Source organism: Nocardiopsis camelliae (genome assembly GCF_028993595.1).
Taxonomy (GTDB): Bacteria; Actinomycetota; Actinomycetes; order Streptosporangiales; family Streptosporangiaceae; genus Nocardiopsis; species Nocardiopsis dassonvillei.
Map to the genome: position 1 here is coordinate 5,478,744 of NZ_CP118614.1, position 21,944 is coordinate 5,500,687.

Below are 21,944 nucleotides of genomic sequence, written 5' to 3' on the forward strand. Positions count from 1 at the left end.
GGGACCGGCCGGAAAACGCGCCGTGGGCGGGCCGCCGGAGCGGCCCGCCCACGGGCGGCGGCAGCGATCCTACTGCTGCTGGCGCTTCTTGTTGGCCGTCATGCGGCCGCGCTCCTTCTGGTCCAGGACGACCTTGCGGATGCGCACGTGCTCGGGGGTGACCTCCACGCACTCGTCCTCGCGGCAGAACTCCAGGGCCTGCTCCAGGGACAGCTTGCGCGGCGGCACCAGGCGCACCAGCTCGTCGCCGGTGGCCGAGCGCATGTTGGTGAGCTTCTTCTCCTTGGTGATGTTGATGTCCATGTCGTCGGCGCGCGAGTTCTCGCCCACGATCATGCCCTCGTAGACCTCGGTGCCCGGCTCGACGAAGAGCGTGCCGCGCTCCTGGAGGTTGAACATCGCGAACGCGACGGCGGCGCCGGCGCGGTCGGCCACCAGCGACCCGTTGGGGCGGGTGCGCAGCTCGCCGAACCACGGCTCGAACTTCTCGAAGACGTGGTGGGCGATGCCGGTGCCGCGGGTCTCGGTGAGGAACTCGGTGCGGAAGCCGATGAGGCCGCGGGAGGGCACCAGCCAGTCCATGCGCACCCAGCCGGTGCCGTGGTTGACCATGTTCTCCATGCGGCCCTTGCGGATGCTGAGCAGCTGCGTGATGGCGCCCATGTACTCCTCGGGGGCGTCCACGGTGAGGCGCTCGACGGGCTCGTGCACCTTGCCGTCCACGACCCGGGTGACCACCTGCGGCTTGCCGACGGTCAGCTCGTAGCCCTCGCGGCGCATCTGCTCGACCAGGATGGCCAGCGCCAGCTCGCCGCGGCCCTGCACCTCCCAGGCGTCGGGGCGCTCGGTGGGCAGGACCCGCAGGGAGACGTTGCCGACGAGCTCCTTGTCGAGGCGGTCCTTGACCAGGCGCGCGGTGACCTTGGCGCCCTTGACCTTGCCGACCAGCGGCGAGGTGTTGGTGCCGATGGTCATGGAGATGGCGGGCTCGTCCACCTGGATGAGCGGCAGCGGGACCGGGTTCTCCAGGTCGGCGAGGGTCTCGCCGATCATGATGTCCTCGATACCGGCGATGGCGACGATGTCGCCGGGCCCGGCCTTCTCGGCGGGCTTGCGCTCCAGGCCCTCGGTCATGAGCAGCTCGGTGATCTTGACCTGCTGGGTGCTGCCGTCGGTGCGGATCCACGCGACCTGCTGGCCCTTGCGCAGCTCGCCCTGCTGGATGCGGCACAGCGCCAGGCGGCCCAGGAACGGGGAGGCGTCCAGGTTGGTCACGTGCGCCTGGAGCGGGGCCTCGGGGATGTACTCGGGGGCCGGGATGGTGTCCAGGATGGTGCTGAACAGCGGCACGAGGTTGTCGTTGTCGGGCACCGTGCCGTTGGCGGGGCGCTCCAGGGAGGCCTTGCCGTCGCGGGCGCAGGCGTAGACGATCGGGAACTCGATCTGCGACTCGTCGGCGTCCAGGTCCATGAACAGCTCGTAGGTGTCGTCCACGACCTCGGCGATCCGGCTGTCGGGCCGGTCGACCTTGTTGATCACGAGGATGACGGGGAGCTTGGCCTGGAGGGCCTTGCGCAGCACGAAGCGGGTCTGCGGGAGGGGGCCCTCGCTGGCGTCCACGAGCAGGACCACGCCGTCGACCATCGACAGCCCGCGCTCGACCTCGCCGCCGAAGTCGGCGTGGCCGGGGGTGTCGATGATGTTGATGACCACGTCCTCGCCCTCGGGCGTGGTGTAGTGGACGGCCGTGTTCTTGGCGAGAATGGTGATGCCCTTCTCGCGCTCCAGGTCGTTGGAGTCCATCACCCGGTCGTCGACGTCCTGGTTCTCCCGGAACACACCGGACTGCCAGAGCATGGCGTCAACGAGGGTCGTCTTGCCGTGGTCCACATGGGCCACGATCGCGACGTTGCGGAGGTCGCTGCGGCGTGCGGAGCCCTCGACGGGCGTAGCGCTGGACATGGGAAAGCTCGATCTCCTGGTACTGGGAAGAACCGCGGAGTGCCACGGCCCACCGCCAGTTTATGCGGTCATGGTGGACTGCTGGGGAAACGTGCAGGCCGCCGCCGTCACGGCCCGGTGGAAGCACGCCCCCGTGAAGGTGAGCGCCGTGGATGATGGCCCGGTGAAGGCGGAACCCGGTGGAGTGCGCGGCGGCACCGGAGTGCGTTCGTTCGCCCGCGGGGGTCAGGAACGGGGAACGGCGCCCGGGGCGAGCAGGGGTTCGACGAGGTCGAGGAAGGGCACGTCGGCGGGCAGCCAGTCCGGGCCGCGCAGCTCGTCGGCGGCGAGCCAGCGCAGGGACAGGTGCTCCAGGGGCCGGGGCTCCCCCGCGACCAGTTCCACGCGCCAGAGCCGCAGCACGGCGGGGCGCGTGTGCCTCCTGGCGGGCGCGGGGAAGGGCGCGTCCGCGCCGAGCTGGTGCAGGGGGCGGACGGTGGCGCCGAGTTCCTCGCGGCACTCGCGGACCAGGGCCTGCTCCGGGGTCTCCCCCGGGTCGACCTTGCCGCCGGGGAACTCCCACCGGCCGCGCAGGGCCTCGGGTTCGGCGCGCTGGGCGGCCAGGACGCGGCCGTCACGGACGAGGACGGCGCCCACCACGATCAGGGTCTGCTGTTCCACGGTTGCGAGCCTAGCCAGGACCGGTGACGTTCGGGGCGGCGGGTGTGGACCCGGGCGCCGACGCGGAGAGGCCGGCGCCCGGGGGTGCCGCCGCTCTCCGGGGGGAGTGGAGAGAGCGTCGGCCTCCGATGTGGCTGGCGGTCCGGCCGGGACGGGACGCGCGCGCCCGGAACCGGAAGGTCGGGGCAGAGCCTATGCCGCCGGGCGGACGCGCGTGAGGGGTATCGGCGAACGTTCACCTCCTCTTCCCGTGGCGTGCGGTCAGGGGGCGTCCGGGACAGGGGGCTCCTGCGGCGGCCGACCGGCCGTCCGCAGCCGGTGCGCCAGGGCCGTGTGCCTGCGCCCGGAGGAGGCGTTGCGCACCGCCTGGGCCAGGGCGCGGCGGGAGCCGACGAGGACGACCAGCTTCTTGGCCCTGGTGACGGCCGTGTAGAGCAGGTTGCGCTGGAGCATCATCCAGGCGCTGGTGGTGACCGGAACGACCACCGCGGGGTACTCGCTGCCCTGGGAGCGGTGCACGGTGATGGCGTAGGCGTGGGCGAGCTCGTCGAGTTCGGCGAAGTCGTAGGAGATCTCCTCGTCCTCGTCGGTGCGGACCAGGACCTCCTGGGCGACCGGGTCGAGCCCCGTGACCACGCCGAGCGTTCCGTTGAACACCCCGTTCCCGCCCTTGTCGTAGTTGTTGCGGACCTGGGTGACCTTGTCGCCGACGCGGAAGACGCGCCCGCCGAACCGGCGTTCGGGGACGTGCTCGCCGGAGGGGGTCACGGCTGCCTGGAGGGCCGTGTTGAGGTTGGCGGCCCCGGCCGGGCCGCCCTTCATGGGGGTGAGGACCTGCACGTCCCGGCGCGGATCGAGGCCGAACCGGCGCGGGATGCGGCGGGCGACCACGTCCACGGTCATCTCGGCCGCGTCCTCGGTCTCCTCGCACGGGAAGAGGAAGAAGTCGGACATGCCGTGGAACTCCGGCTGCTCACCGCCGTTGATCCGGTGGGCGTTGGTGATCACCCCGGAGTTCTGGGCCTGGCGGAAGACGTGGGTCAGGCGCACGCTCGGCACGGGCGAGTCCCCGTCCAGCAGGTCGCGCAGCACCTGGCCCGCGCCCACCGAGGGCAGCTGGTCCACGTCGCCGACGAACAGCAGGTGCGCCCCGGGCGGGACCGCCTTGACCAGCTTGTTGGCCAGGATCACGTCCAGCATGGAGGCCTCGTCCACCACCAGCAGGTCGCAGTCGAGGGGGTTGTCGCGGTCGTAGGCGGCGTCGCCGCCCGGGCGGAGTTCGAGGAGCCGGTGCACCGTGCGGGCCTCGATGCCGGTCATCTCGGTGAGGCGCTTGGCGGCGCGCCCGGTGGGCGCGGCCAGGACGATCGTGGCGTGCTTGGCCATGGCCATGGTGACGATGGAGGCCACCGTGAAGGACTTGCCGCAGCCGGGCCCGCCGGTGAGAACGCACACCTTCTCCGACAGGGCCAGCCGCACGGCCTCCCTCTGTGCCTCGGCGAGGTCGGCGCGCGTGCGCGAACGCAGCCAGTCCAGGGCCACGTCCCAGTCCACCCCGGCGAACGCGGGCATGCGGTCCGCCGGGGCGTGGAGCAGGCCGCGCAGGCCGGAGGCGAGGCCGATCTCGGCGCGGTGCATGGGCAGCAGGTAGACGGCGCGCACCGGCTCGCCCTCGGGCCCGGGCACGGTCTCGCGGACCACGCCCTCGGTGGCCACGAGTTCGGCCACGCACTCGATCACCAGCCCGGCCTCCACCTGGAGGATCTTCACAGCCGCCGAGATGAGCTTCTCCTCGGGCAGGTAGACGTGCCCGTCGCCGGTGGACTCCGAGAGGGTGAACTGGATGCCCGCCATGACCCGCTGCGGGCTGTCGTGCGGGATGCCGACCGCGCGGGCGATGGTGTCGGCGGTCTTGAAGCCGATCCCCCACACGTCGGTGGCCAGGCGGTAGGGCTCCTTCTGCACGATCTGGATGGAGGCGTCGCCGTACTTCTTGTAGATGCGCACGGCCAGGGAGGTGGTGACCTCCACGCCCTGGAGGAAAACCATCACCTCCTTGATGGCCTTCTGCTCCTCCCAGGCGTCGGCGATGAGCCGGGTGCGCTTGGGCCCCAGGCCCGGGACCTCGATGAGCCGTTCGGGGTGCTCCTCGATGACCTCCAGGGCGTCGGTGCCGAAGTGGTCGACGATCCGCTCGGCCATCTTGGGGCCGATCCCCTTGATCAGGCCGGAGCCGAGGTAGCGGCGGATGCCCTGGACCGTGGCGGGCAGGACGGTCGTGTAGTCGTCCACGTGGAACTGGCGGCCGTACTGCGGGTGGGAGCCCCAGCGGCCGTGCATGCGCAGCGCCTCTCCGGGCTGGACGCCCATGAGGGAGCCCACGACGGTGAGGAGGTCGTGCGCGCCCCGGCCCGTGTCGACCTTGGCGACGGTGTAGCCGTTCTCCTCGTTGGCGTAGGTGACCCGCTCCAGGACGCCCTGGACGACGGCTGGTCGGAAGGTCGCGTCGGGCACGTGGCCGTCCTCTCCTCGTTCACACCCTCTCCGGGGCCCGCGGGGCCGGTCCGCCGGGCTCCGGCGCGCCGTCGCCCAGCGCCGCGAGCACGCGGTCTCGGTCGGCCCGGCGCAGGCTCCCCGCCACCAGGACGTAGGAGTGTTTGAGCATCTCCAGGATCTCGTCCTCGGGCACCGTGCCGTCCAGGAGCACGGAGTTCCAGTGCTTCTTGTTCATGTGGTACCCGGGCGTGACGGCGGGGAACTGGTCGCGCAGTTCCAGGGCCAGCTCCGGTTCGCACTTGAGGTTGACCGTGGCGGGGCCGTTGCCGTCGTCTCCCCCCATGAGCAGGGCGAACATCTTCTGCCCGGCCACCTTGTAGACCAGGTAGCCGGGGCCGAAGGGTTCGGTCTCCCCGGCCTCGGGGAACCACAGGGCGGCGTCGATGAACTGTCCGGGGGTCATGCGGAGCTCCCTTCCTCCCCTACGACAGTGCCAGAGACCGCCGACGTTCGGCGGACCCGGCTCCGGCCTGTGGACAACCCGCGCGGGAGCGGCTCAGTCCTGGTCGTCGGCCAGCGCGGCCACCCGCAGGGCCACCTCCTGGGCCCGCACGAGGGAGTCGAGCGTCTCGGCGCTCTGCTCGTGCACGGCGCCCGCCTCGGCCGCCTCGGCGGCGATCGCGTCGAGCTCCCGGGCCGAACGGCGGTCCTGGTCGTCCAGCTCGGCGGCGCGCACGCGGTCCGCGTAGTCCTCCAGGACGGCGATCCGCGCCGTCACCTCGGCCGTCTCGGCGGCCAGGACGGCACCGGCGCGGGCGGCGGCCTCGCGGCTGCGCTCCCCGGGCGTGGGGGTGCGGGCGATCCGCTCCCTGACCCGGGTCTGGTGGAGGAGGCTGCGCGCGAGGGACCACTCCACGTCGGCCAGCACCACGCGGTTGCGGACGGTGTCCAGCAGGAGCCCGCGCTCGTGCAGCGGTGAGCCCAGGACCGCGTCCGCGGCCCTCTGCGCGCGCTCCAGGAGGGCGCGGGACTCCTCGTCGAGCGCTCCGGGGGACACGAACTCCCCCTCCGAGGCCGTCACGATCCGTACGGGGTCGCGCTCCCTCTCCGCGCGCTGGTGGCGTGTGCGGACCGCGACCGCGCCCGCCACCGCCAGGGAGGAGGCCGTGACGAGGGCGAGTTCGGCACCCAACGGCAGGTCCAGGACCAACCAGCACGTGACGAGGGCCCACAGGAGTGCGTAGACCACCCGGGCGAACGCCTTGTCGCGTCCGCTGACGCCGGTGCCGCGCCGGGGGCGTCCGCCGCGCACCGCTTCCAGGGCCAGACCCAGTCTCCGGGCCCGCTCCTCGGGGAGGGAGGGGTTGAGCGTGGGCCTGCCCTCGTGTCCGAGTTCGCCGACCAGGCCGGCCAGCGGCAGGAGCAGGGACCGCACCTCGACCCCGCGGCCGGTGAGGACGAGCACCCCGTGGGCGTCGCGTTCGGCCAGGCCCTGGGCGATGAGGGGTGCGCTCTCCCCCGGTTCGCGGACGTCGGGGCACCACACGTCCCGCCGGTCGCCCAGGGGCACGGCGAGGCGGATCGACCGGCGCATGGCGGAGGTGAGGATGACGTTGTACCCGCCGGAGAGGGTGAGCTCCATCGCGTCCTTCCCGGTTCGGGCGCGTGACCACGCATGGGCTTTACGACATCTTTATACCGAAACCTCCTGTCGTGTAGGGGTTTTCGACCACGCCGACCCGCGTCGCCGCGCCCGCGGCGGATAGGATCGCGTCTCCTGCGTCCCCGGTGGGACGCGCCCCCGGTGGAGAGGGAGTCCCCATGAAGGCGCGAGGCGTGCGCAGACTCGACCCCCTGGAGCCGGACGACCCCCGCGAGATCGGCGGGCACCGGGTGCGGGGGCGGATCGGCTCCGGGGGGATGGGCACGGTCTACGCCGCCGACTCCCCCGGCGTGCACGGCTACCTGGCGGTCAAGGTCGTGCACGCCGAGCAGGCGGCGGACCGGCGCTTCCGGGAGCGCTTCGCGCACGAGGCCCGCCTCCTGGCCAGGGTGAACAGCCCCTCGGTGGCGCGGTTCGTGCGCGCCGACGTGGAGGCGCCGCGGCCGTGGATGATCACCGAGTACGTGCCGGGGCCCACCCTGCGCCACCACGTGGAGCGGTACGGCCGTCTGCGCGGGGGGATGCTCCTGGGTCTGGCCGTGGGCACCGCCGAGGCGCTGCGGGCCGTCCACGCGGCCGGGGTGGTCCACCGCGACCTCAAGCCCAGCAACGTGGTGCTCTCGGGCCGGGGGCCCAAACTGCTGGACTTCGGGATCGCGCATCCGGTGGAGGACCCCGACCCCACCAAGTGGATACGTCTGCGGCGGATGCGCCGCGCCTACCGGGACCTGGGGCTGCCCTCGCCGGAGGGGCTGGCCGACGGGCGGGTCAGCGAGCGGGTCGACCGGCTGGGCACCCCGGGGTGGATCAGCCCCGAGCAGTACCGGCGCCAGCCCACCGCGCAGAGCGCGGACGTGTTCCTGTGGGGCGCGACGGTGGCCTTCGCGGCGGCCGGGCACGACCCGTTCGGGCGGGCGGGGGCCAAGGAGATGGCCCGGCGCGTGATGTTCGAGGAGCCGGACCTGGAGTACCTGCCGCCCGGCCTGGAGCGGCTGGTGCTGGCCGCGATGTCCAAGGACCCCGAGGAGCGGCCCGACTCCGCCGGGCTGCTGAGCGCCGCCTTGGGCCTGGAGAACGCCGGGGGCGGGGTGCGCGCGTCCGGGGAGGGCGGGGACGCGGCCGTCGCGGGGGCGGCGGCCGTACGGGGGCTGCTGGAGCGGCGGTGGACCGAGGCGGCGGTGCGCCCGCCGAGGCCCCCGCGGGCCGGGCTGTTCGGCCGCGGGGAGGGCTGAGGGGGCTGTGGACAGCCCCCGGTCAGAGGAGCCCGTAGTGGGCGCGGCCCTCGCGGGAGAGCATGTACGCCACCATCATGACCGCGAAGCCCAGCGGGACGAGCGCCAGGATGTCCCCGGACAGCACGGTCCACAGCAGGAGCGCGCCCGCCGCGCCCTGGAAGAGCACCACGCCCCAGAACACGCCGACCGTGCGGCGCCGGATCCTGCCCGCCAGGAGCGTGGACAGCAGCCCGTACACGCCCGTGACCGCCGCCATGACGACCATCATGGCGCGCATGGCCTCGGCGCTGACGGCGAGCTCCAGCCCCTCCTGGGCGGCGAGCTCGGCCTGCTGGCTCAGCGCCTCGTCCATCGCGTCGGCCGGGACGCTGAGCCCCATGAGGAAGAGCCCGGACAGGGCGAGGCCGCAGGCGCCGCCCACGAACATCAGGGCGCGGACGACGGCCACCTTCCGGGGAAGGGGGGCGTCGGGGTGGAGCGCGCCGAAACCGGCCCCGGAGCCGGGCGCACCGTACGGCGGGACGCCGCCCGCGCCCTGTGTCCCGTTGGGGTCGTACGGGTCCTGGCCAGAGGAAAACACGGACGTCCTCCGAGGGATGTCGAGACGGCTTGTCCCAACCAATGGTAGGGGTCCGGGGCGCGCGAGGCGCGGCTCCGGGCGGACCACGGGAGCCGTCCGGTAACGGAGCGCGATACGGGCAGGCCGAAAGCCGGTATCGGAACCGCGGATTCTGCAAATCGTAACCGTGGGAACCATGTGCCCCGACCCCGGCGGCTCTAGTGTGAACCTCTCCGGGCCTGTCCGCCCTCCCCCGTCCGCCCCGGCGGATCCCCCGTCCCCGCCCGCGAAGGAGCCCCGCAACGATGTCCAGACTCGTGCGCGCCTCGGCCGCGCTGGTGCTGACCGGCGCCCTGGTGGTGCCGTCCGCCCCCGCGGCCGGAGCGCCCGTCCCCATGAACCCGGGGGACGGCGCCGACTTCACCCTGACGATCCTGCACGCCAACGACCCCGAGTCCCAGCTCCTGTCCGCCTCCGGGCAGGAGGACTTCGGCGGTGCCGCCCGCTTCACGACGCTGCTCGACCGGCTGCGCGAGGCCGAGGGCGGCGGCGCCGCGGCCGGGGAGGACGAGGCCGACGAGCGCGGCGTCGTCACGGTCAACGCGGGGGACATGTACCTGCCGGGGCCGGAGTTCGCCGCCTCCCGGGAGGAGGGCGCCCCCTTCTACGACGCCCTCGCCGCCGACCACGCGGACTACGACGCGGTCTCCATGGGCAACCACGAGTTCGACTTCGGCCCGGACGTGTACGCCGACTTCCTCGGACAGCTGGGCGGGGACGCAGCGGTGGTGGCCGCCAACGTGGACGTGTCCGCCGAGCCGCGCCTGGCCGCCCTTGCGGACGCGGGCCGGATCGCGCCCAGCACCGTGGTGGAGGCCTCCGGCCACGAGGTCGGCGTCGTGGGCGCGCTGTACCCGCCGCTGGACACCGTCACCAGTCCCCGTGACGTGGTGGTGGAGGACCTCGTCGCCCCCGTGCAGGCCGAGGTCGACCGGCTGACCGCCGAGGGCGTGGACAAGGTCGTCCTCCTCTCGCACCTCCAGGGGATCGCCTACGAGGAGCGCGTGGCCCGCGAGCTGACCGGCGTCGACGTCATCGTCGCTGGCGGCGGCCACGAGGTGATGGCGGGCCCCGAGGACGCCCTGGTGCCCGGCGACGAGGTCACGGCGCACCCGGAGAGCGGCGAGCCGCTGACCTACCCGCTCATGGCCACCAACCCCGAGGGCGTCGAGGTGCCCATCGTCACCGCCGGGTCGAACTACAAGTACGTGGGCCGCCTGGTCGTGAACTTCGACGGAGGCGACCTGGTGTCGGTCTCCGAGCGCTCGGGTCCGGTCCGGGTCTCCGGCGTCGGCGAGGACGCGGTGGAGCCCCACCCCGAGGTGGAGTCGCGGGTCACCGCGCCCGTGTCGGAGTACGTGGCGGGCCTGGCTGAGACGGAGGTGGCCGCCAGCGAGGTCGACCTGAACGGCGTCCAGAACCCCGGCGTGCGCACCCAGGAGACCAACCTGGGCAACCTGGTGGCCGACGCGCTGCTGGACACCGGCGTGCGCAACGCCGGCGAGTACGGCGTGCCCGCTCCGCAGATCGGCATCCAGAACGGCGGCGGCATCCGCAACGCCTCCGTGCTCCCGGCCGGTCCGCTGACCGCGCTGGACACCTACTCGATCGCCCCGTTCGCCAACCAGGTCGCGGTGGTCCCCGACATCCCGCGCCCGCAGGTCAAGGAGCTGCTGGAGCAGGGCGTGTCCGCGGCTCCCGCGGCCAGCGGCGCGTTCATGCAGGTCGCCGGGGTCAACTTCGCCTACGACCCCGGGCGCACTGCGCAGGTGGTGGACGAGGAGGGCACCGTGACCACGCCCGGCGAGCGGGTCCGCGGCGCGATCCTGCACGACGGAACGGTGCTCGTGGAGGACGGCGAGGTCGTGGACGGCGACCCGATCACGGTCGTGACCAACGACTTCTCCGCCCGGGGCGGCGACATGTACCCGTTCCGCGGGGCGGACTTCACAGTGGTGGGCGCGACCTACCAGGCCGCGCTGGAGGGCCTGCTCACCGGAACGCTGGAGGGCCGGGTGACCGGGGCCGCCTACCCCGAGGGCGGTTCAGGCCGCATCGTGGTGGGCGAGCGGGCCACCGTTCCCGACGGTGACGGCGGCGGAACTCCCACCGACCCGCCGACCGGCGGACCCACCGACGAGCCCACCGACCCGGACGGCGGTCCGGGCCCGGACCCGACGGACCCGCCCGCCACGGACGGACCGGACGACGGCTCCGGCAAACCCGGCGGCGGCGCCGACGGCTCACTGCCGCGCACGGGCGGCGCGCTGCTCGGCCTGGTGGCGGCGGCCGTGGTCGCCGTGGCGGCGGGCGGGGCCGCGCTCTACCTGGGCCGCCGACGCGGTGGAACGGCGGGCGCGGACTCCCCCGGCTCGGACTCCTGACACCGAGGCCGACCTCGCAGGGCTGACACCGAAGGCGGCCGGACGGCCTCCCGACTCCGCGCACGCGGTGTCGGGAGGCCGTCCGGCCGTCGCGCTTCGCGGGCCCCGGCGCCGTACCGGCCGCCCCCACGGGGTCCGGCACCCCGACCCGGGCCGGTCAGGGGCAGCCCACGATCTCGCGTGTGGCCTCGGCCATGTCGTCGCGCTCCTGCTGGTCCAGACCGTTCTCCTCGAACCACACCAGCACGAAGTGGCAGGCGTCCTGGATGTCGGCCGCGGTGTTCTCCTCGCTCTCCAGCATGGCCATCGCGGCGATCATCGCGATCCCGGAGTTCTCGAAGGCGGCCACCCGCACCAGGTTGGTGTCCATCGACGAGGTGCACTGGAAGAGGGTCGTCTCCTCGGCTCCGGGGTCCGAGCCGCAGACCTCGTCGGTGATGTCCAGGCGGGCGTCGATCTCGAAGTCGCGGCGCAGCTCGTCGATCAGCTCCTCCGAGCTGATGAGGTTCTCCGCCTCCGGGGTCGGCTCGTCCGTCGGCTCCGCGGAGGGCTCGTCGGTGGGCAGGGGCTCCCCGGTGGGCTCGGGGGCGGCGGTGGGGGCGGGGTCCCCGGTCGGCGCCTCCCGCGTCGGCCCGCCACCGGGCCGCGCCGAGGGCTCGGAGTCCCTGTCCGCGGCGACGAGGCCGGTCAGCCTGCCGCCGACGGCGAGGCCTCCGCCGAGGAAGGACGCACCCGCCAGCACCGCGATCACGGCGAGCACGGCCACCAGACCGGTGCCGTAGCGGCCCGGGCGGGGCGACTGGGGAGGCTGCCCGTAGGGCCCCTGCGGGCCCTGGGGAATTTGCGGACCCTGAGGCCCCTGTGCGCCCTGGGGGTGACCGGCTCCGTGGGGAGGCGGTCCTCCCCGGGGCGGGTGCGCACCCGGCGGTCTCCAGGGCGGTGGCGAACTATCGGGGTTCACGTACGTTCTCCTCGCTCTCGGGGCCGGTGGCGGGCGCCTCGGCTCCACGCCTCGCCGTCCTGACACCGACTTACCAAACGTTTTGCAATGAATCGTCCCATTTTCTCCACCACACTGTTCACCGGGGGGCACGATCCGGACGACACGGAACCCGCAGCAAGCTTCCCACTATCACCATGTAAGTGTAAAGAAAAGTACCAAGATGGCGAATTGAACCTTTTGCCCGTTATGTGATTAGCGTATTTTCGACCAACCTTGGGACATCCGGCGCGCATAATAGGGAAATGCGCGTCCCCGGACCTACGATCGACAACATGACCTGCGTTTTGCTGGCCGAAGACGATGTCTCGATCTCCGAGCCTCTCGCGCGCGCGCTCCGGCGCGAGGGCTACACGGTGGACGTGACCGTCAACGGCGTTGAGACACTCGACCGTGCCCGTGCGGGAGACATAGACCTCATGGTCCTGGATCTCGGGCTGCCCGAAATGGACGGGCTAGAGGTGGCGCGTCGGCTCCGGGCCGAGGGTCACGGAACGCCGATCCTCATCCTGACCGCCCGCGCCGACGAGGTCGACACCGTCGTCGGCCTCGACGCGGGCGCCGACGACTACGTCACCAAGCCCTTCCGGCTCGCCGAACTCCTGGCGCGCGTGCGCGCCCTGCTGCGCCGGGGCGGTGCCGAGGTGCCCGTCGTGCACGGCGTGCGCATCGACAACGACTCCCGCCGGGCCTGGCTGGGCGAACGCGAGCTCCAGCTCACCACCAAGGAGTTCGACCTGCTGCGCGTGCTCGTCCGCGACGCGGGCAAGGTGGTCACCCGCGAGCAGATCATGCGCGAGGTGTGGGACACCAACTGGTGGGGTTCGACCAAGACCCTGGACATGCACATCTCCTGGCTGCGCCGCAAGCTGGGGGACGACGCCAACCAGCCGTCCTACATCACGACCGTCCGGGGTGTGGGCTTCCGGTTCGAGCGGGACTGACGCGACCTCTCGGGGCGCCCCGCGCCGGTCGGTCGCCTCCGGGTCGCACGGACATGAGGTGACATGCGCAGGCGGATGGTTTTCTCCACCCTGGTGGTGACCGTCATCGCCGTCATGCTGCTCGGGCTGCCCCTGGGCGCGCTCACGTACAAGCTGGTGTACGACGAGAGCACCCGCCAGCTCCAGGGCGAGGCGGAGCTGATCGGCGCCGAGAGCGACACCATGCTGGAGCTGCACGGCCAGCTCGACCTGGGCGAGTTCGACCGCGACCATCCCCATCGCTTCATCCGGATCACCCCGGCGGAGGAGCCCACCTCGGTGACCGCGGGCGATCCCGCGCTCAACCCCGAGGCGCCCGACTCCCCGAGCATGCTCAAGGCCACCGCGACCACCGGCCGGGGCACGCGCGTCGAGGTGTGGATGAGCGCCGAGAGCGTGCAGCAGAGCGTGGTCCGCGCCTGGATGGGGATCGCGTCGCTGTCCCTGCTGGCCATCGGCGTCGCCGTGGGCCTGTCGATGTTCCAGGCCCGCAGGCTGACCCTGCCCCTGCTCGACCTGGCGGCCACCGCCGAGCGCCTGGGCTCGGGCGTGACCACGCCGTGGGGCCACCGGTACGGGATACCGGAGGCCGACCGGGTGGCGGAGGTACTGGACCGCAGCGCCGAACGCATCGCCGGGCTGATCGCCACCGAGCGCCACTTCGCGACCGACGCCTCGCACCAGCTGCGTACGCCGCTGACCGCGCTGACGATGCGCCTGGAGGAGATCCTGGCCGAGGCGGACAACCCCCAGGCGGTCCGTGAGGAGGGCGAGGCCGCCCTGGCCCAGACCGAGCGCCTGGTGGAGACCGTGGAGAGCCTGCTGGGACGGGCCCGTAAGAGCCAGAACCCCGAGGTGGAGGCGGTGGAGATCGACCCCGTCCTGCACCACCTCCAGGAGGAGTGGCAGCCGGTCTTCCAGTCCGCGCAGCGCAGGCTGCTGGTCACCGGGGACCCGGGGCTGACCGCGATGACCGTCTCCGCCGACCTGGCGCAGATCATCGCGACCCTGGTGGAGAACGCCTACAAGCACGGCGCGGGAACGGTCACCATCCGGCGGCTGGACACCGGGCAGTCGGTGCGCATCGAGGTGAGCGACGAGGGCGAGGGCGTGCCCGAGCACCTGTCCGGCCGGATCTTCGAGCGCGAGGTGAGCGGCGGGGGCGGGACCGGGCTGGGCCTGGCCCTGGCCCGCCACATCGCCGAGTCCGAGGGGGCCCGGATCGAGCTGGTGCAGACCAAGCCGACCACCTTCGCGCTGTTCCTGCCGGCGGGGGCGGGGGGCCTGTCCAAGATGACGGGCCCGGTGTAGGCGGTGTTTTTCACGGACGCCTACGGCGCAGTCCTGCTTGCAGCCTCACCTCCAGCCCCTCCAGAACCCCCTGGGCACCCGAACCAACCCCCAACAAGCTGAGACCGGTTCAAATAACAGACCCTGGGCACCGGGGCTCCGCGAGGGGCGCGGGCCCGGGCCGACTCCTCGGCCCGGGCCCGCGCCGTGCCTCAGGCGCCCGCGGCCGCGGTGGAGTGCTCCGCCCGGGGCGCCCTGCCGCGGACCACCAGGTCGCTCCACAGTGACCGCACCCGGGACAGGCCGTAGGCGGTGGTGACCTCCTCGCGGGCGCGCGCGGCCTCGGCGGAGAAACGCCCCTCGCTGACGGTCGCGTGGATGGCCTCGGCCATCGCCACGGCGTCGTCGTGGATCCAGTGCGGGTCGTAGATGGTGTCCGCGCCCGGCCACGGCAGCAGGGCGGGCACGCCGCCCGAGGCGGCGCACTCGGCGGGCGCCAGGTGAAAGGACTCGTCGTCGCTGGTGGAGAGCATGAAGCCCACCCGCCGCAGCCAGGTGGCCACGTCCGGCCCGAAGGGGTCGAACACCACCCCGGCGGCGAGGCGCTCGTCGCGCTGGATCCGCCGGTAGACGCGCTCGAAGTAGGCGCGCTCCTCCGGCCGGTTCCAGATCCACCAGTACTCCCACGGCTGCTTGGTCTTGACCGAGAGCGTGTACCGCGGGTCCATGCGCCGCAGCTCGGCGATGACGTCCAGGCCCCGGTCCAGCCGCTTGCGCGAGGGCGCGATGCCGACCATGCCCAGGGAGTACTCGGCCCCGGGGAGCTTGGGGCGGCCGAGCTGCTCGTCGTCCACCCAGTTGGGGACCACGACCACCTTCCCGGCGGGCCACCCGGTGATCTCGCGGGTCAGGTCGGCGTAGTGGGGGCTCACGCACACCACCGCGTCGACCTTGTCGATGTCGAGCTTGCGGGGCCACTCCGCGTAGAGCTCGAAGCGGTGCAGCCGCACGATGAGCCGCTGGTCGGGGCGCTTCCACTTGGAGTAGAACAGGGCGTTGGGCCCGCACCACTCGCAGATCACCACGTCGGCCCAGGCGGCCAGCTCACGGGAGCGGTACTGGTCGTGGGTGCTCAGCCCCTCCCACTCGTCCATGCGCACGTCGAGGCCGGGCAGCGAGTCCAGGTACTCGGCCAGACGGGTGAAGAACTTCATGTCGTGCCCGGCGATGACCACCTTGAGCGGCCGCTCGGGGTCGGCGCCCTCGGGGGTGGGCGGCAGGGCGTCGGCGAGGTAGCCGCGCAGCCGCTCGGCGGCCCGCTCCAGCGTGTGGTCGGCCGCGGCGGCGCGGCAGCGCGCGGCGGCGTCCGCGTAGACCGCGCGGTCGCCGTGGGCACGGGCCACCACGTCGGCGACCGAGGCGACGTCGGTCCCGGCGAAGAGCGGGTAGTCGGCGCCCAGCATGGCCTCGTGCATGGGCGTGCGGTTGAGCACCACCGGCAGGCCGAGCGCGCCCAGCTCCAGCACCTTGGTGGACAGCTCCAGGCTGGCGTCCATGGACGGGTCGCGCCAGGACAGCCCGAAGCCGCACTCGGCGGCCTGGCGCAGCGCCTCGGCGCGCGACATCCCGCCGCGCCAGTCCACGTTCGGGGTGCTCTCCAGGGCCCTGCGCATGTTCTTGGCCCAGTCGGCGGGTTCGGCGTGGATCTTGTCGCCGATCATCACCAGTTCGGCGTCCACCCCGCGCCGCGCCAGCTCGGCGGGCAGCCCGGTCATCTCCAGGGTGTTCCAGCGCGGCGCGAACTTGCCGGTGTAGGCCAGGCGGGCGGGGCCGACGGCCGCGCCGTCGGCCCGCACGTCCTCGGGGACGACCACCACGGGCGGGAAGAGGACCGACCGGCCGCAGGCGGCGGGCACCGTCGACTCCAGGAAGGCGCGCAGCTCCTCGGTCTGGCAGAGCAGGAACCGCGAGGCCAGCGCGATCTCGGTGAGCTCGGCGGTGGCGGTCGCGGTCAGCTCCCCCACGCTGTGCGGGAAGTCGGTCAGGTAGGTCCACAGGCGGCCCGCCAGCGCCTCCTCCTGGGCGGCCAGCCCCGCCAGGCGGCGCCCGCGCACGACGACGAGGTCGAAGGGCTTGCGCTCGTGGTGCCTGGTCATGAGGGTGACGGCCTGCTCCGGGGTGAGCCCCCTCGGCCCCAGGTCGGGCAGCGCCTTGTCCTCGTAGGGCCGCAGCAGACGGACCCCGGGCACCCTGGTGAGCGGCTCGGTGAGCCGGTCGGTGCGCACGGGCGCCTTCAGCAGCAGGGTCACCTCGCATCCGGCGGCGGCCAGGGCCTGCGCCATCGACTGCGCCCAGATCGCGGAACCGTCGATGATGTTGAGGTCCACGTCCCCGTACAGGAGTGCGCGCGGAGGCGGTGTGCTCACGTTCTTCCCTTCGGATGCTTTCTCGTTGCCCGTACGGCTCATCCGACGGCGCCGGTCGAGGCGTCGGCCGCGTCGGACACGGGGTCCTCCGCGTCGTCGCCCGTGGCGTGGTCGGGGCCCAGGGCCAGGAGCCGGGTGCCGCGGCGGTTCCACTCCGCCGGGTCCCAGGCGCGCCTCAGCAGCGTGGTGCGGACCAGTTCCGGCACGACCGCGCTGACGAAGACGTACTGACGGTCCGCGGTGTCCGGACGGTCGAAGAAGCCGTGCTCGCCCGGCTCGGCGGCCGACGCGTCGACGGTACCGACCGCGTCGGCGTCCGTGCACTCCACCGCGCACACCAGGTCGGCCAGGCGCCTGCGGCCGACCGGGGCGGTCCACAGGTGCGACCACGGCGCGGTGGCGCGCTCGGCCAGGGCGGCCCAGGGCTCCCCGGCGCGGGCTCCGGGCTCGTCGCGGGTGAGTTCCTCGGGGGTGTCCGGGGCGTTGAAGCGCACCGAGCGCACGGTGACGCCCTCGGCCCGCAGCCGCTGGATCCCGGGCAGGCGGGAGGCCGTGCCGGGCACGACCACCTCGGCGGGCCTGAGCGCGGCGGCCAGCAGGTCGTCGGCGAGCCGGTCGGCGTCGGCCTCCCCCGCCGGGTCGGCCAGGACGGCCACGGACCGGCCGCGCAGCGGCAGTTCACGGCCGGGCGTGCCGGGCGGGAAGTCCAGGCCGTCCAGGACCTCGGCGAGGCGGACCGGGGTGGCCTCGCGCAGGAAGACCTGACGGAGCATGCCCCGCTGCTCGGCCGCGGTGGGCTCCTCGGCGCGCATGCGCGGCACCGTGACGGCCAGGCCCTCCCCCGCGGTCACCGCGCGGGTGCCGCAGGCCCAGGCCCGGCTGTGCAGCCGGGGCTCCTCGGCGGTCAGGGGCGCCACGACGGCGACGTTGGCGGCGCGCAGGGCGTCGGCCAGGCCGCGCGAGTCGGCCTCCACCACGCCCGCGCCCAGCTCGGCGAGGACGTCGGGGACGGGCTCCTCGCGGTGGACCCGCACGAAGACCGTCTCGGGTCCGGGCGTCAGGTCGGCGGCCACGGGGTTGAACAGGTGCAGGGGGACCCCGGCGTCGCCCCGGTGGACCCTGTCGAAGCCCAGCTCGCGCAGGGCGGGCGGCGAGGGGACGTCGTCGAGCAGGACCGTGGGGATGCCCCGGGAGGCGGCGGACTCCAGCACCCAGTGCAGGGCGCGGGTGCGGTCGGCGGCCGCGGGGTCGCCCACGTGGGCCCACGGCGAACCGGGGGCGGCGGCCGAGGCCGAGACCAGGACCAGGTCCACGTCGACGCCGTCCATGACGATCTGGGCGTCGTGCGGGCGCAGCGGCACCGCGCGCACGTAGGGGTCGATCGCCTCCGCGATGGAGGGGCCGACGACCGTGGCGACGACCAGCAGGTCCTCGCTGCCGCCGCTCAGGCCGGTGAGCAGGCGCGACTCCTGGCGCTCGGCGTCGAAGGAGCGGACCGGCTCGGCGCCGCCGCGGCGGCGGCGCTCGGTGTGCCGGGTGCTGCCGCTGCTGCGCCAGAGGCGGTAGAGGTCACGGGGAAGTTTGACCAGGGACCGGCCGGGGCGCTTGGCGGCGGCCGTGAGCGCCTTGCCCACCTGGAGCGAGGTGGAACCCTCCAGGGCGGCGAGCCGGCTGCGCGCCTCCTGGAGCTGGGCCTCGCGCTCGGCCAGCGCCTGCCGGAGCTGTTCGGTCTGGCTCTGTTCACGCCGTTTCACGGTCTGCCACCTTGTGTTCGGTTCGGTTCGGCGAAACCACCGCGCCGTGCGTCGGGTCCGACTGCCACGTGCGGTGCACCCTACGAGCTCCCGGCCGGGTGCGGATGCCCTTGGCCAGGCGTGTCGCGGGCCCGGCGGGGCCCCTGGGGTGCGGGACGGTTGGAGGGACGTGTGCCATGGTGGATCACCTGGACCGCTGCGGGGGAATCGGGGCCGCTCTTCGGCGCGCCCCGCGTGCCTGGACCGGGACCGCGCCCCGTACGGCGCGTTCCCGCGCGCTGGCGTTCCTGGGTGCGGGAACGGGTGCGCGGTGTTCGTGTGTCATCGGGTTCACCTCGACCACTGGGTGAGCACGGAGGCGATGCGCTCCCCGGCGCGGCCGTCCCACAGGGGCGGGGTGTCGCCGATCCGCTCCGGGCTGTGCCCGTGCAGGACCTTGGTGACGGCCTGGAGGAGGTCGGCCTCCGTGACGAGCTGGTTGGTGCCGTGGGTGATGGTGACGGGGCGCTCGGTGTTGGGGCGCAGGGTCAGGCAGGGGACGCCGAGGATCGTGGTCTCCTCCTGGACGCCGCCGGAGTCGGTGACCACGGCGGCGGCACCGCGGGTGAGCGCGACGAAGTCGAGGTAGCCCAGGGGTTCGAGGAGCCGCACGCGCGGGTGGTCGCCGAGCCCGGCCCGGTCGAAGGCGGCCTTGCCGCGCGGGTGCACGGGCATGACCACGTCGACGAGGTCGGCGATCTCGTGCAGGCGCGCGGCGAGGCGGGCGACGGTGTCGGGGTCGTCCACGTTCGCGGGCCGGTGCAGGGTGGCGGCGACGTAGCGCTCGGGCAGGTCCAGGCGCTCGCGCAGGGCGTCGGCGTCGAAGCGGTCGAGGTTGCCCAGGAGGGTGTCGATCATGGGGTTGCCGACCAGGTGGACGCGGGAGGGCGGGACGCCCTCGGCGGCCAGGTGGCCGACGGCCTCCGGGCTGGTGGCGAAGCACACGTCGCTGAGCTGGTCGGTGACGCGGCGGTTGATCTCCTCGGGCATGGTGTTGTCGAAGGAGCGCAGCCCCGCCTCCACGTGGGCGACGGGGACGTGCAGCTTGGCGGCGACCAGGGCCGCGGCCACGGTGGAGTTGACGTCTCCGTAGACGACCACCATGCCGGGCCTGCGCTCGGTGAACTCCTTCTCCAGGCCCACCATGAGCGCGGCGGTCTGGGCGGCGTGGGAGCCCGAGCCGACGCCGAGGTCGACGTCGGGGGTGGGCAGGCCCAGGTCGCGGAAGAACACCGCGGACATGCGGTCGTCGTAGTGCTGGCCGGTGTGCACGACCGCCTGGTGCGCGCCGCGTCGGCGCAGGGCGGAGACCACGGGCGCTGCCTTGACGAAGTTGGGGCGCGCGCCGACGACGTGCACGATCCCGGTGTCCTGGCTCCCCAGGGGGGCACTCGTTGCCACGGCTCTCACGTTTCCTTCTGTTGGGGTGGTGTTCCCGCCGTGACCGGCGGGACTGGTGTGGTCCGGCGGCGTTCCTTGCCCGAGCCGTCCCGTCCGTGTCGCCGTGGTGTCACCGTACGGTCACGTCCGCGTGGTTGTGTGACTGACCGTGCATGACACCCAAGCTTCCGAATCCCAGGTTCCGCGTTCGCGCACCCGCTGGCCGCGGGCGGCGACGTTCACCCTCTCGTTGGCCTGGCGACACCTGCGGGCCGAACCGGCCCGGCTGCCGCTGCTGGCGCTGCGGCTGACGCCCGGTCCGCCCCGGCGCGCGGTGCGCGCCCTGGCCTCCCGGGCGGGCGGCCGGGCCCGCGCCTACGCCCTGTGGGACCAGGGCCGGCGCGCGGACGCCCGCGAGGCGGTGCTCGCCGCGGCGAGCGGTGCCTCCCCCCGCCGGGTGGGCCGCCTGGTGGCGTCCTGCCTGGCGGCGGGAGACGCGGCCACCGCCCGGGAGCTGGTCGAACAGCTTCCGGAGGGCGCTCTTCGAGAGGCCGCGGAGCATCGGACGGCCCTGGCCACGGGACGCGCTGTCGCCGCGCCCCCGTCCACGTCGCCCGACCGTCACGCCATCACGTTAACCCGCGATCCACGAACGCCGCCCGACGCCACGGTGAACGCTCGGCGACCGGAGGCGTCGGAGGGTGAACGGTGGCGTGTGGCCGGGGACCCGGCGTCACCCGGAGCGGGTCTGCGGGTGCTGCACCTGGTGACCAACGCGCTGCCGCACACCAACGCGGGCTACACCCAGCGCACCCACAAGATCGCGGTCGCCCAGCGCGAGGCCGGGATGGACGTGCACGTGGTCACCAGGGCGGGGTACCCCCTGGTCAAGGGCGTTCCCGACCCGCGCACGCTGGTGCGGGTGGACGGCATCCCCTACCACCGGCTCCTGCCCTGGACGGCGCCCGCCGACGCCGCGGAGGCGCTGGCCGCGGGGGTGCGGCTGGGGTCGGAGCTGGTGGAGGCGCTGCGGCCCGACGTGCTGCACGCCGCGAGCAACCACCACAACGCCCGACTGGCCCTGGAGCTGGGCCGCAGGTTCGGCCTGCCGGTGGTCTACGAGGTGCGGGGCTTCCTGGAGGAGTCCTGGCTCTCGCGCGATCCCTCGCGCAGCGTGGACGACGCCTTCTACCGGGCCGAGCGCGCGAGCGAGACCGAGTGCATGCTGGCCGCCGACCTGGTGGTCACCCTGGGCGAGGCGATGCGCGCCGACATCGAGGCGCGCGGCGTGCCGCGCGAGCGCCTGCTGGTGGTGCCCAACGCGGTGGACGCCTCCTTCCTGACCCCGCTGCCCCCGGGCGCCGGGGTGCGCGCCGAACTGGGGATCGGCGGCGAGGACTTCGTGGTGGGCACCACCACCAGCTGCTTCGGCTACGAGGGCCTGGACACGCTGCTGGAGGCGGTGGCCCTGATGCGCGAACGCGGGGAGGCGGCGCACGCCCTGATCGTGGGGGACGGCCCCGAGCTGCCCGTACTGCGCTCCCTGGCCGACTCGCTGGGTCTGGAGGGGGCCGCGCACTTCACCGGCCGCGTCCCGGCAGTGCGGGTGCGCGACCACCACGCCGCACTGGACGTGTTCGCGGTGCCCAGACGCGACGAGCGGGTGTGCCGTCTGGTCACCCCGCTCAAGCCCGTGGAGGCCATGGCGGGCGGGCTTCCGGTGGTGGCCAGTGATCTCCCGGCGTTGCGAGAGATCGTGGAACCGGGAGTGACAGGAGAGTTAATTCCGGCAGGCGAATCGGCGACCCTAGCCGATGTGCTGACAAAACTCGCTTACAGTCGTGAAAAGCGGATCTCCTACGGCAGTGCGGGTCGCGATCTCGTCAGCGACCGCACCTGGGCCGAGGCCGCATACCGCTACAACCAGGCGTATCGGGTTCAGATTCGCGAAATGACCGAACCAGGCCAGAACCCGTAAGCGTGGACAACACGTGCCTACACTCAGACGTCTAACGCACTGAGCAATGGCAGTTCCCGCTATTTACGCCCGTTC

Annotated in this window: 15 protein-coding genes; 5 read left to right on the forward strand and 10 right to left on the reverse strand. The window is 73.3% G+C overall.

What is annotated here, in order from left to right:
- Positions 1-69: 69 nt before the first annotated feature.
- The 5 genes from typA to PV789_RS23880 form a co-directional block, all read right to left on the reverse strand.
- Complete coding sequence (gene typA / locus PV789_RS23860) at positions 70-1,962, reverse strand: translational GTPase TypA (protein WP_274974638.1); 1,893 nt, start codon at positions 1,960-1,962, stop codon at positions 70-72.
- A 225-nt stretch (positions 1,963-2,187) separates the two neighbouring features.
- Positions 2,188-2,622: a (deoxy)nucleoside triphosphate pyrophosphohydrolase gene (locus tag PV789_RS23865; protein WP_248771932.1), complete on the reverse strand. Its 435-nt coding sequence runs from the start codon at positions 2,620-2,622 to the stop codon at positions 2,188-2,190.
- A 261-nt stretch (positions 2,623-2,883) separates the two neighbouring features.
- Positions 2,884-5,136, reverse strand: a complete 2,253-nt coding sequence (recD2, locus tag PV789_RS23870) for an SF1B family DNA helicase RecD2 (RefSeq protein WP_274974639.1) — start codon at positions 5,134-5,136, stop codon at positions 2,884-2,886.
- A 19-nt stretch (positions 5,137-5,155) separates the two neighbouring features.
- Positions 5,156-5,581 carry an MmcQ/YjbR family DNA-binding protein gene (locus PV789_RS23875; RefSeq protein WP_274974640.1) on the reverse strand — a complete coding sequence of 142 codons (426 nt, stop codon included), beginning with the start codon at positions 5,579-5,581 and terminating at the stop codon, positions 5,156-5,158.
- Positions 5,582-5,674: 93 nt separating this feature from the next.
- Complete coding sequence (locus tag PV789_RS23880; protein ID WP_274974641.1) at positions 5,675-6,760, reverse strand: hypothetical protein; 1,086 nt, start codon at positions 6,758-6,760, stop codon at positions 5,675-5,677.
- A 179-nt stretch (positions 6,761-6,939) separates the two neighbouring features.
- Here PV789_RS23880 and PV789_RS23885 point away from each other — a divergent pair, with 179 nt between their 5' ends.
- On the forward strand, positions 6,940-8,013 hold the full coding sequence (locus tag PV789_RS23885) for a serine/threonine-protein kinase (RefSeq protein WP_274974642.1): 1,074 nt from the start codon (positions 6,940-6,942) through the stop codon (positions 8,011-8,013).
- A gap of 22 nt (positions 8,014-8,035) precedes the next feature.
- Here PV789_RS23885 and PV789_RS23890 read toward each other — a convergent pair whose 3' ends face one another.
- Positions 8,036-8,596, reverse strand: a complete 561-nt coding sequence (locus PV789_RS23890) for a hypothetical protein (RefSeq protein WP_274974643.1) — start codon at positions 8,594-8,596, stop codon at positions 8,036-8,038.
- A 284-nt stretch (positions 8,597-8,880) separates the two neighbouring features.
- Here PV789_RS23890 and PV789_RS23895 point away from each other — a divergent pair, with 284 nt between their 5' ends.
- The gene (locus tag PV789_RS23895; RefSeq protein WP_274974644.1) at positions 8,881-11,019 is read left to right on the forward strand and encodes a bifunctional metallophosphatase/5'-nucleotidase; all 2,139 of its coding nucleotides are present in this window, start codon (positions 8,881-8,883) and stop codon (positions 11,017-11,019) included.
- Between the two features lie 157 nt (positions 11,020-11,176).
- Here the strand turns inward: PV789_RS23895 and PV789_RS23900 are convergent, their stop codons facing one another.
- A complete protein-coding gene (locus PV789_RS23900) occupies positions 11,177-11,785 on the reverse strand; it encodes a PT domain-containing protein (protein WP_274974645.1) in 609 nt (202 codons plus the stop codon).
- A gap of 509 nt (positions 11,786-12,294) precedes the next feature.
- On the opposite strand from PV789_RS23900, the gene PV789_RS23905 reads away from it, so the two are divergent.
- Entirely contained in the window at positions 12,295-12,963 is a 669-nt protein-coding gene (locus PV789_RS23905; protein WP_013154850.1) for a response regulator transcription factor, read from the forward strand.
- A gap of 63 nt (positions 12,964-13,026) precedes the next feature.
- Positions 13,027-14,313, forward strand: a complete 1,287-nt coding sequence (locus tag PV789_RS23910) for a sensor histidine kinase (protein ID WP_274974646.1) — start codon at positions 13,027-13,029, stop codon at positions 14,311-14,313.
- A gap of 191 nt (positions 14,314-14,504) precedes the next feature.
- On the opposite strand, the gene PV789_RS23915 is transcribed toward PV789_RS23910, so the two are convergent.
- The 3 genes from PV789_RS23915 to wecB all read right to left on the reverse strand — a co-directional run bounded on the left by PV789_RS23915 (position 14,505) and on the right by wecB (position 19,912).
- Positions 14,505-16,718, reverse strand: coding sequence for a glycosyltransferase (locus PV789_RS23915; RefSeq protein ID WP_274974647.1), 2,214 nt, complete (start codon positions 16,716-16,718; stop codon positions 14,505-14,507).
- Positions 16,719-16,756: 38 nt separating this feature from the next.
- Positions 16,757-18,472: a hypothetical protein gene (locus PV789_RS23920; protein ID WP_274974648.1), complete on the reverse strand. Its 1,716-nt coding sequence runs from the start codon at positions 18,470-18,472 to the stop codon at positions 16,757-16,759.
- 330 nt (positions 18,473-18,802) lie between these two features.
- Positions 18,803-19,912, reverse strand: coding sequence for a non-hydrolyzing UDP-N-acetylglucosamine 2-epimerase (gene wecB, locus PV789_RS23925; RefSeq protein ID WP_274974649.1), 1,110 nt, complete (start codon positions 19,910-19,912; stop codon positions 18,803-18,805).
- A 229-nt stretch (positions 19,913-20,141) separates the two neighbouring features.
- Here wecB and PV789_RS23930 point away from each other — a divergent pair, with 229 nt between their 5' ends.
- The gene (locus PV789_RS23930; RefSeq protein WP_274974650.1) at positions 20,142-21,869 is read left to right on the forward strand and encodes a glycosyltransferase family 4 protein; all 1,728 of its coding nucleotides are present in this window, start codon (positions 20,142-20,144) and stop codon (positions 21,867-21,869) included.
- Positions 21,870-21,944 lie beyond the last annotated feature (75 nt).

What these genes read in the sequence shown, in the direction of transcription:
- typA (WP_274974638.1), bottom strand. Translation starts at nt 1,962, where the DNA reads ATGTCCAGCGCTACGCCCGTCGAGGGCTCCGCACGCCGCAGCGACCTC.
- PV789_RS23875 (WP_274974640.1), bottom strand. Translation starts at nt 5,581, where the DNA reads ATGACCCCCGGACAGTTCATCGACGCCGCCCTGTGGTTCCCCGAGGCC.
- PV789_RS23905 (WP_013154850.1), top strand. Translation starts at nt 12,295, where the DNA reads ATGACCTGCGTTTTGCTGGCCGAAGACGATGTCTCGATCTCCGAGCCT.
- PV789_RS23895 (WP_274974644.1), top strand. Translation starts at nt 8,881, where the DNA reads ATGTCCAGACTCGTGCGCGCCTCGGCCGCGCTGGTGCTGACCGGCGCC.
- PV789_RS23910 (WP_274974646.1), top strand. Translation starts at nt 13,027, where the DNA reads ATGCGCAGGCGGATGGTTTTCTCCACCCTGGTGGTGACCGTCATCGCC.
- PV789_RS23880 (WP_274974641.1), bottom strand. Translation starts at nt 6,760, where the DNA reads ATGGAGCTCACCCTCTCCGGCGGGTACAACGTCATCCTCACCTCCGCC.
- PV789_RS23885 (WP_274974642.1), top strand. Translation starts at nt 6,940, where the DNA reads ATGAAGGCGCGAGGCGTGCGCAGACTCGACCCCCTGGAGCCGGACGAC.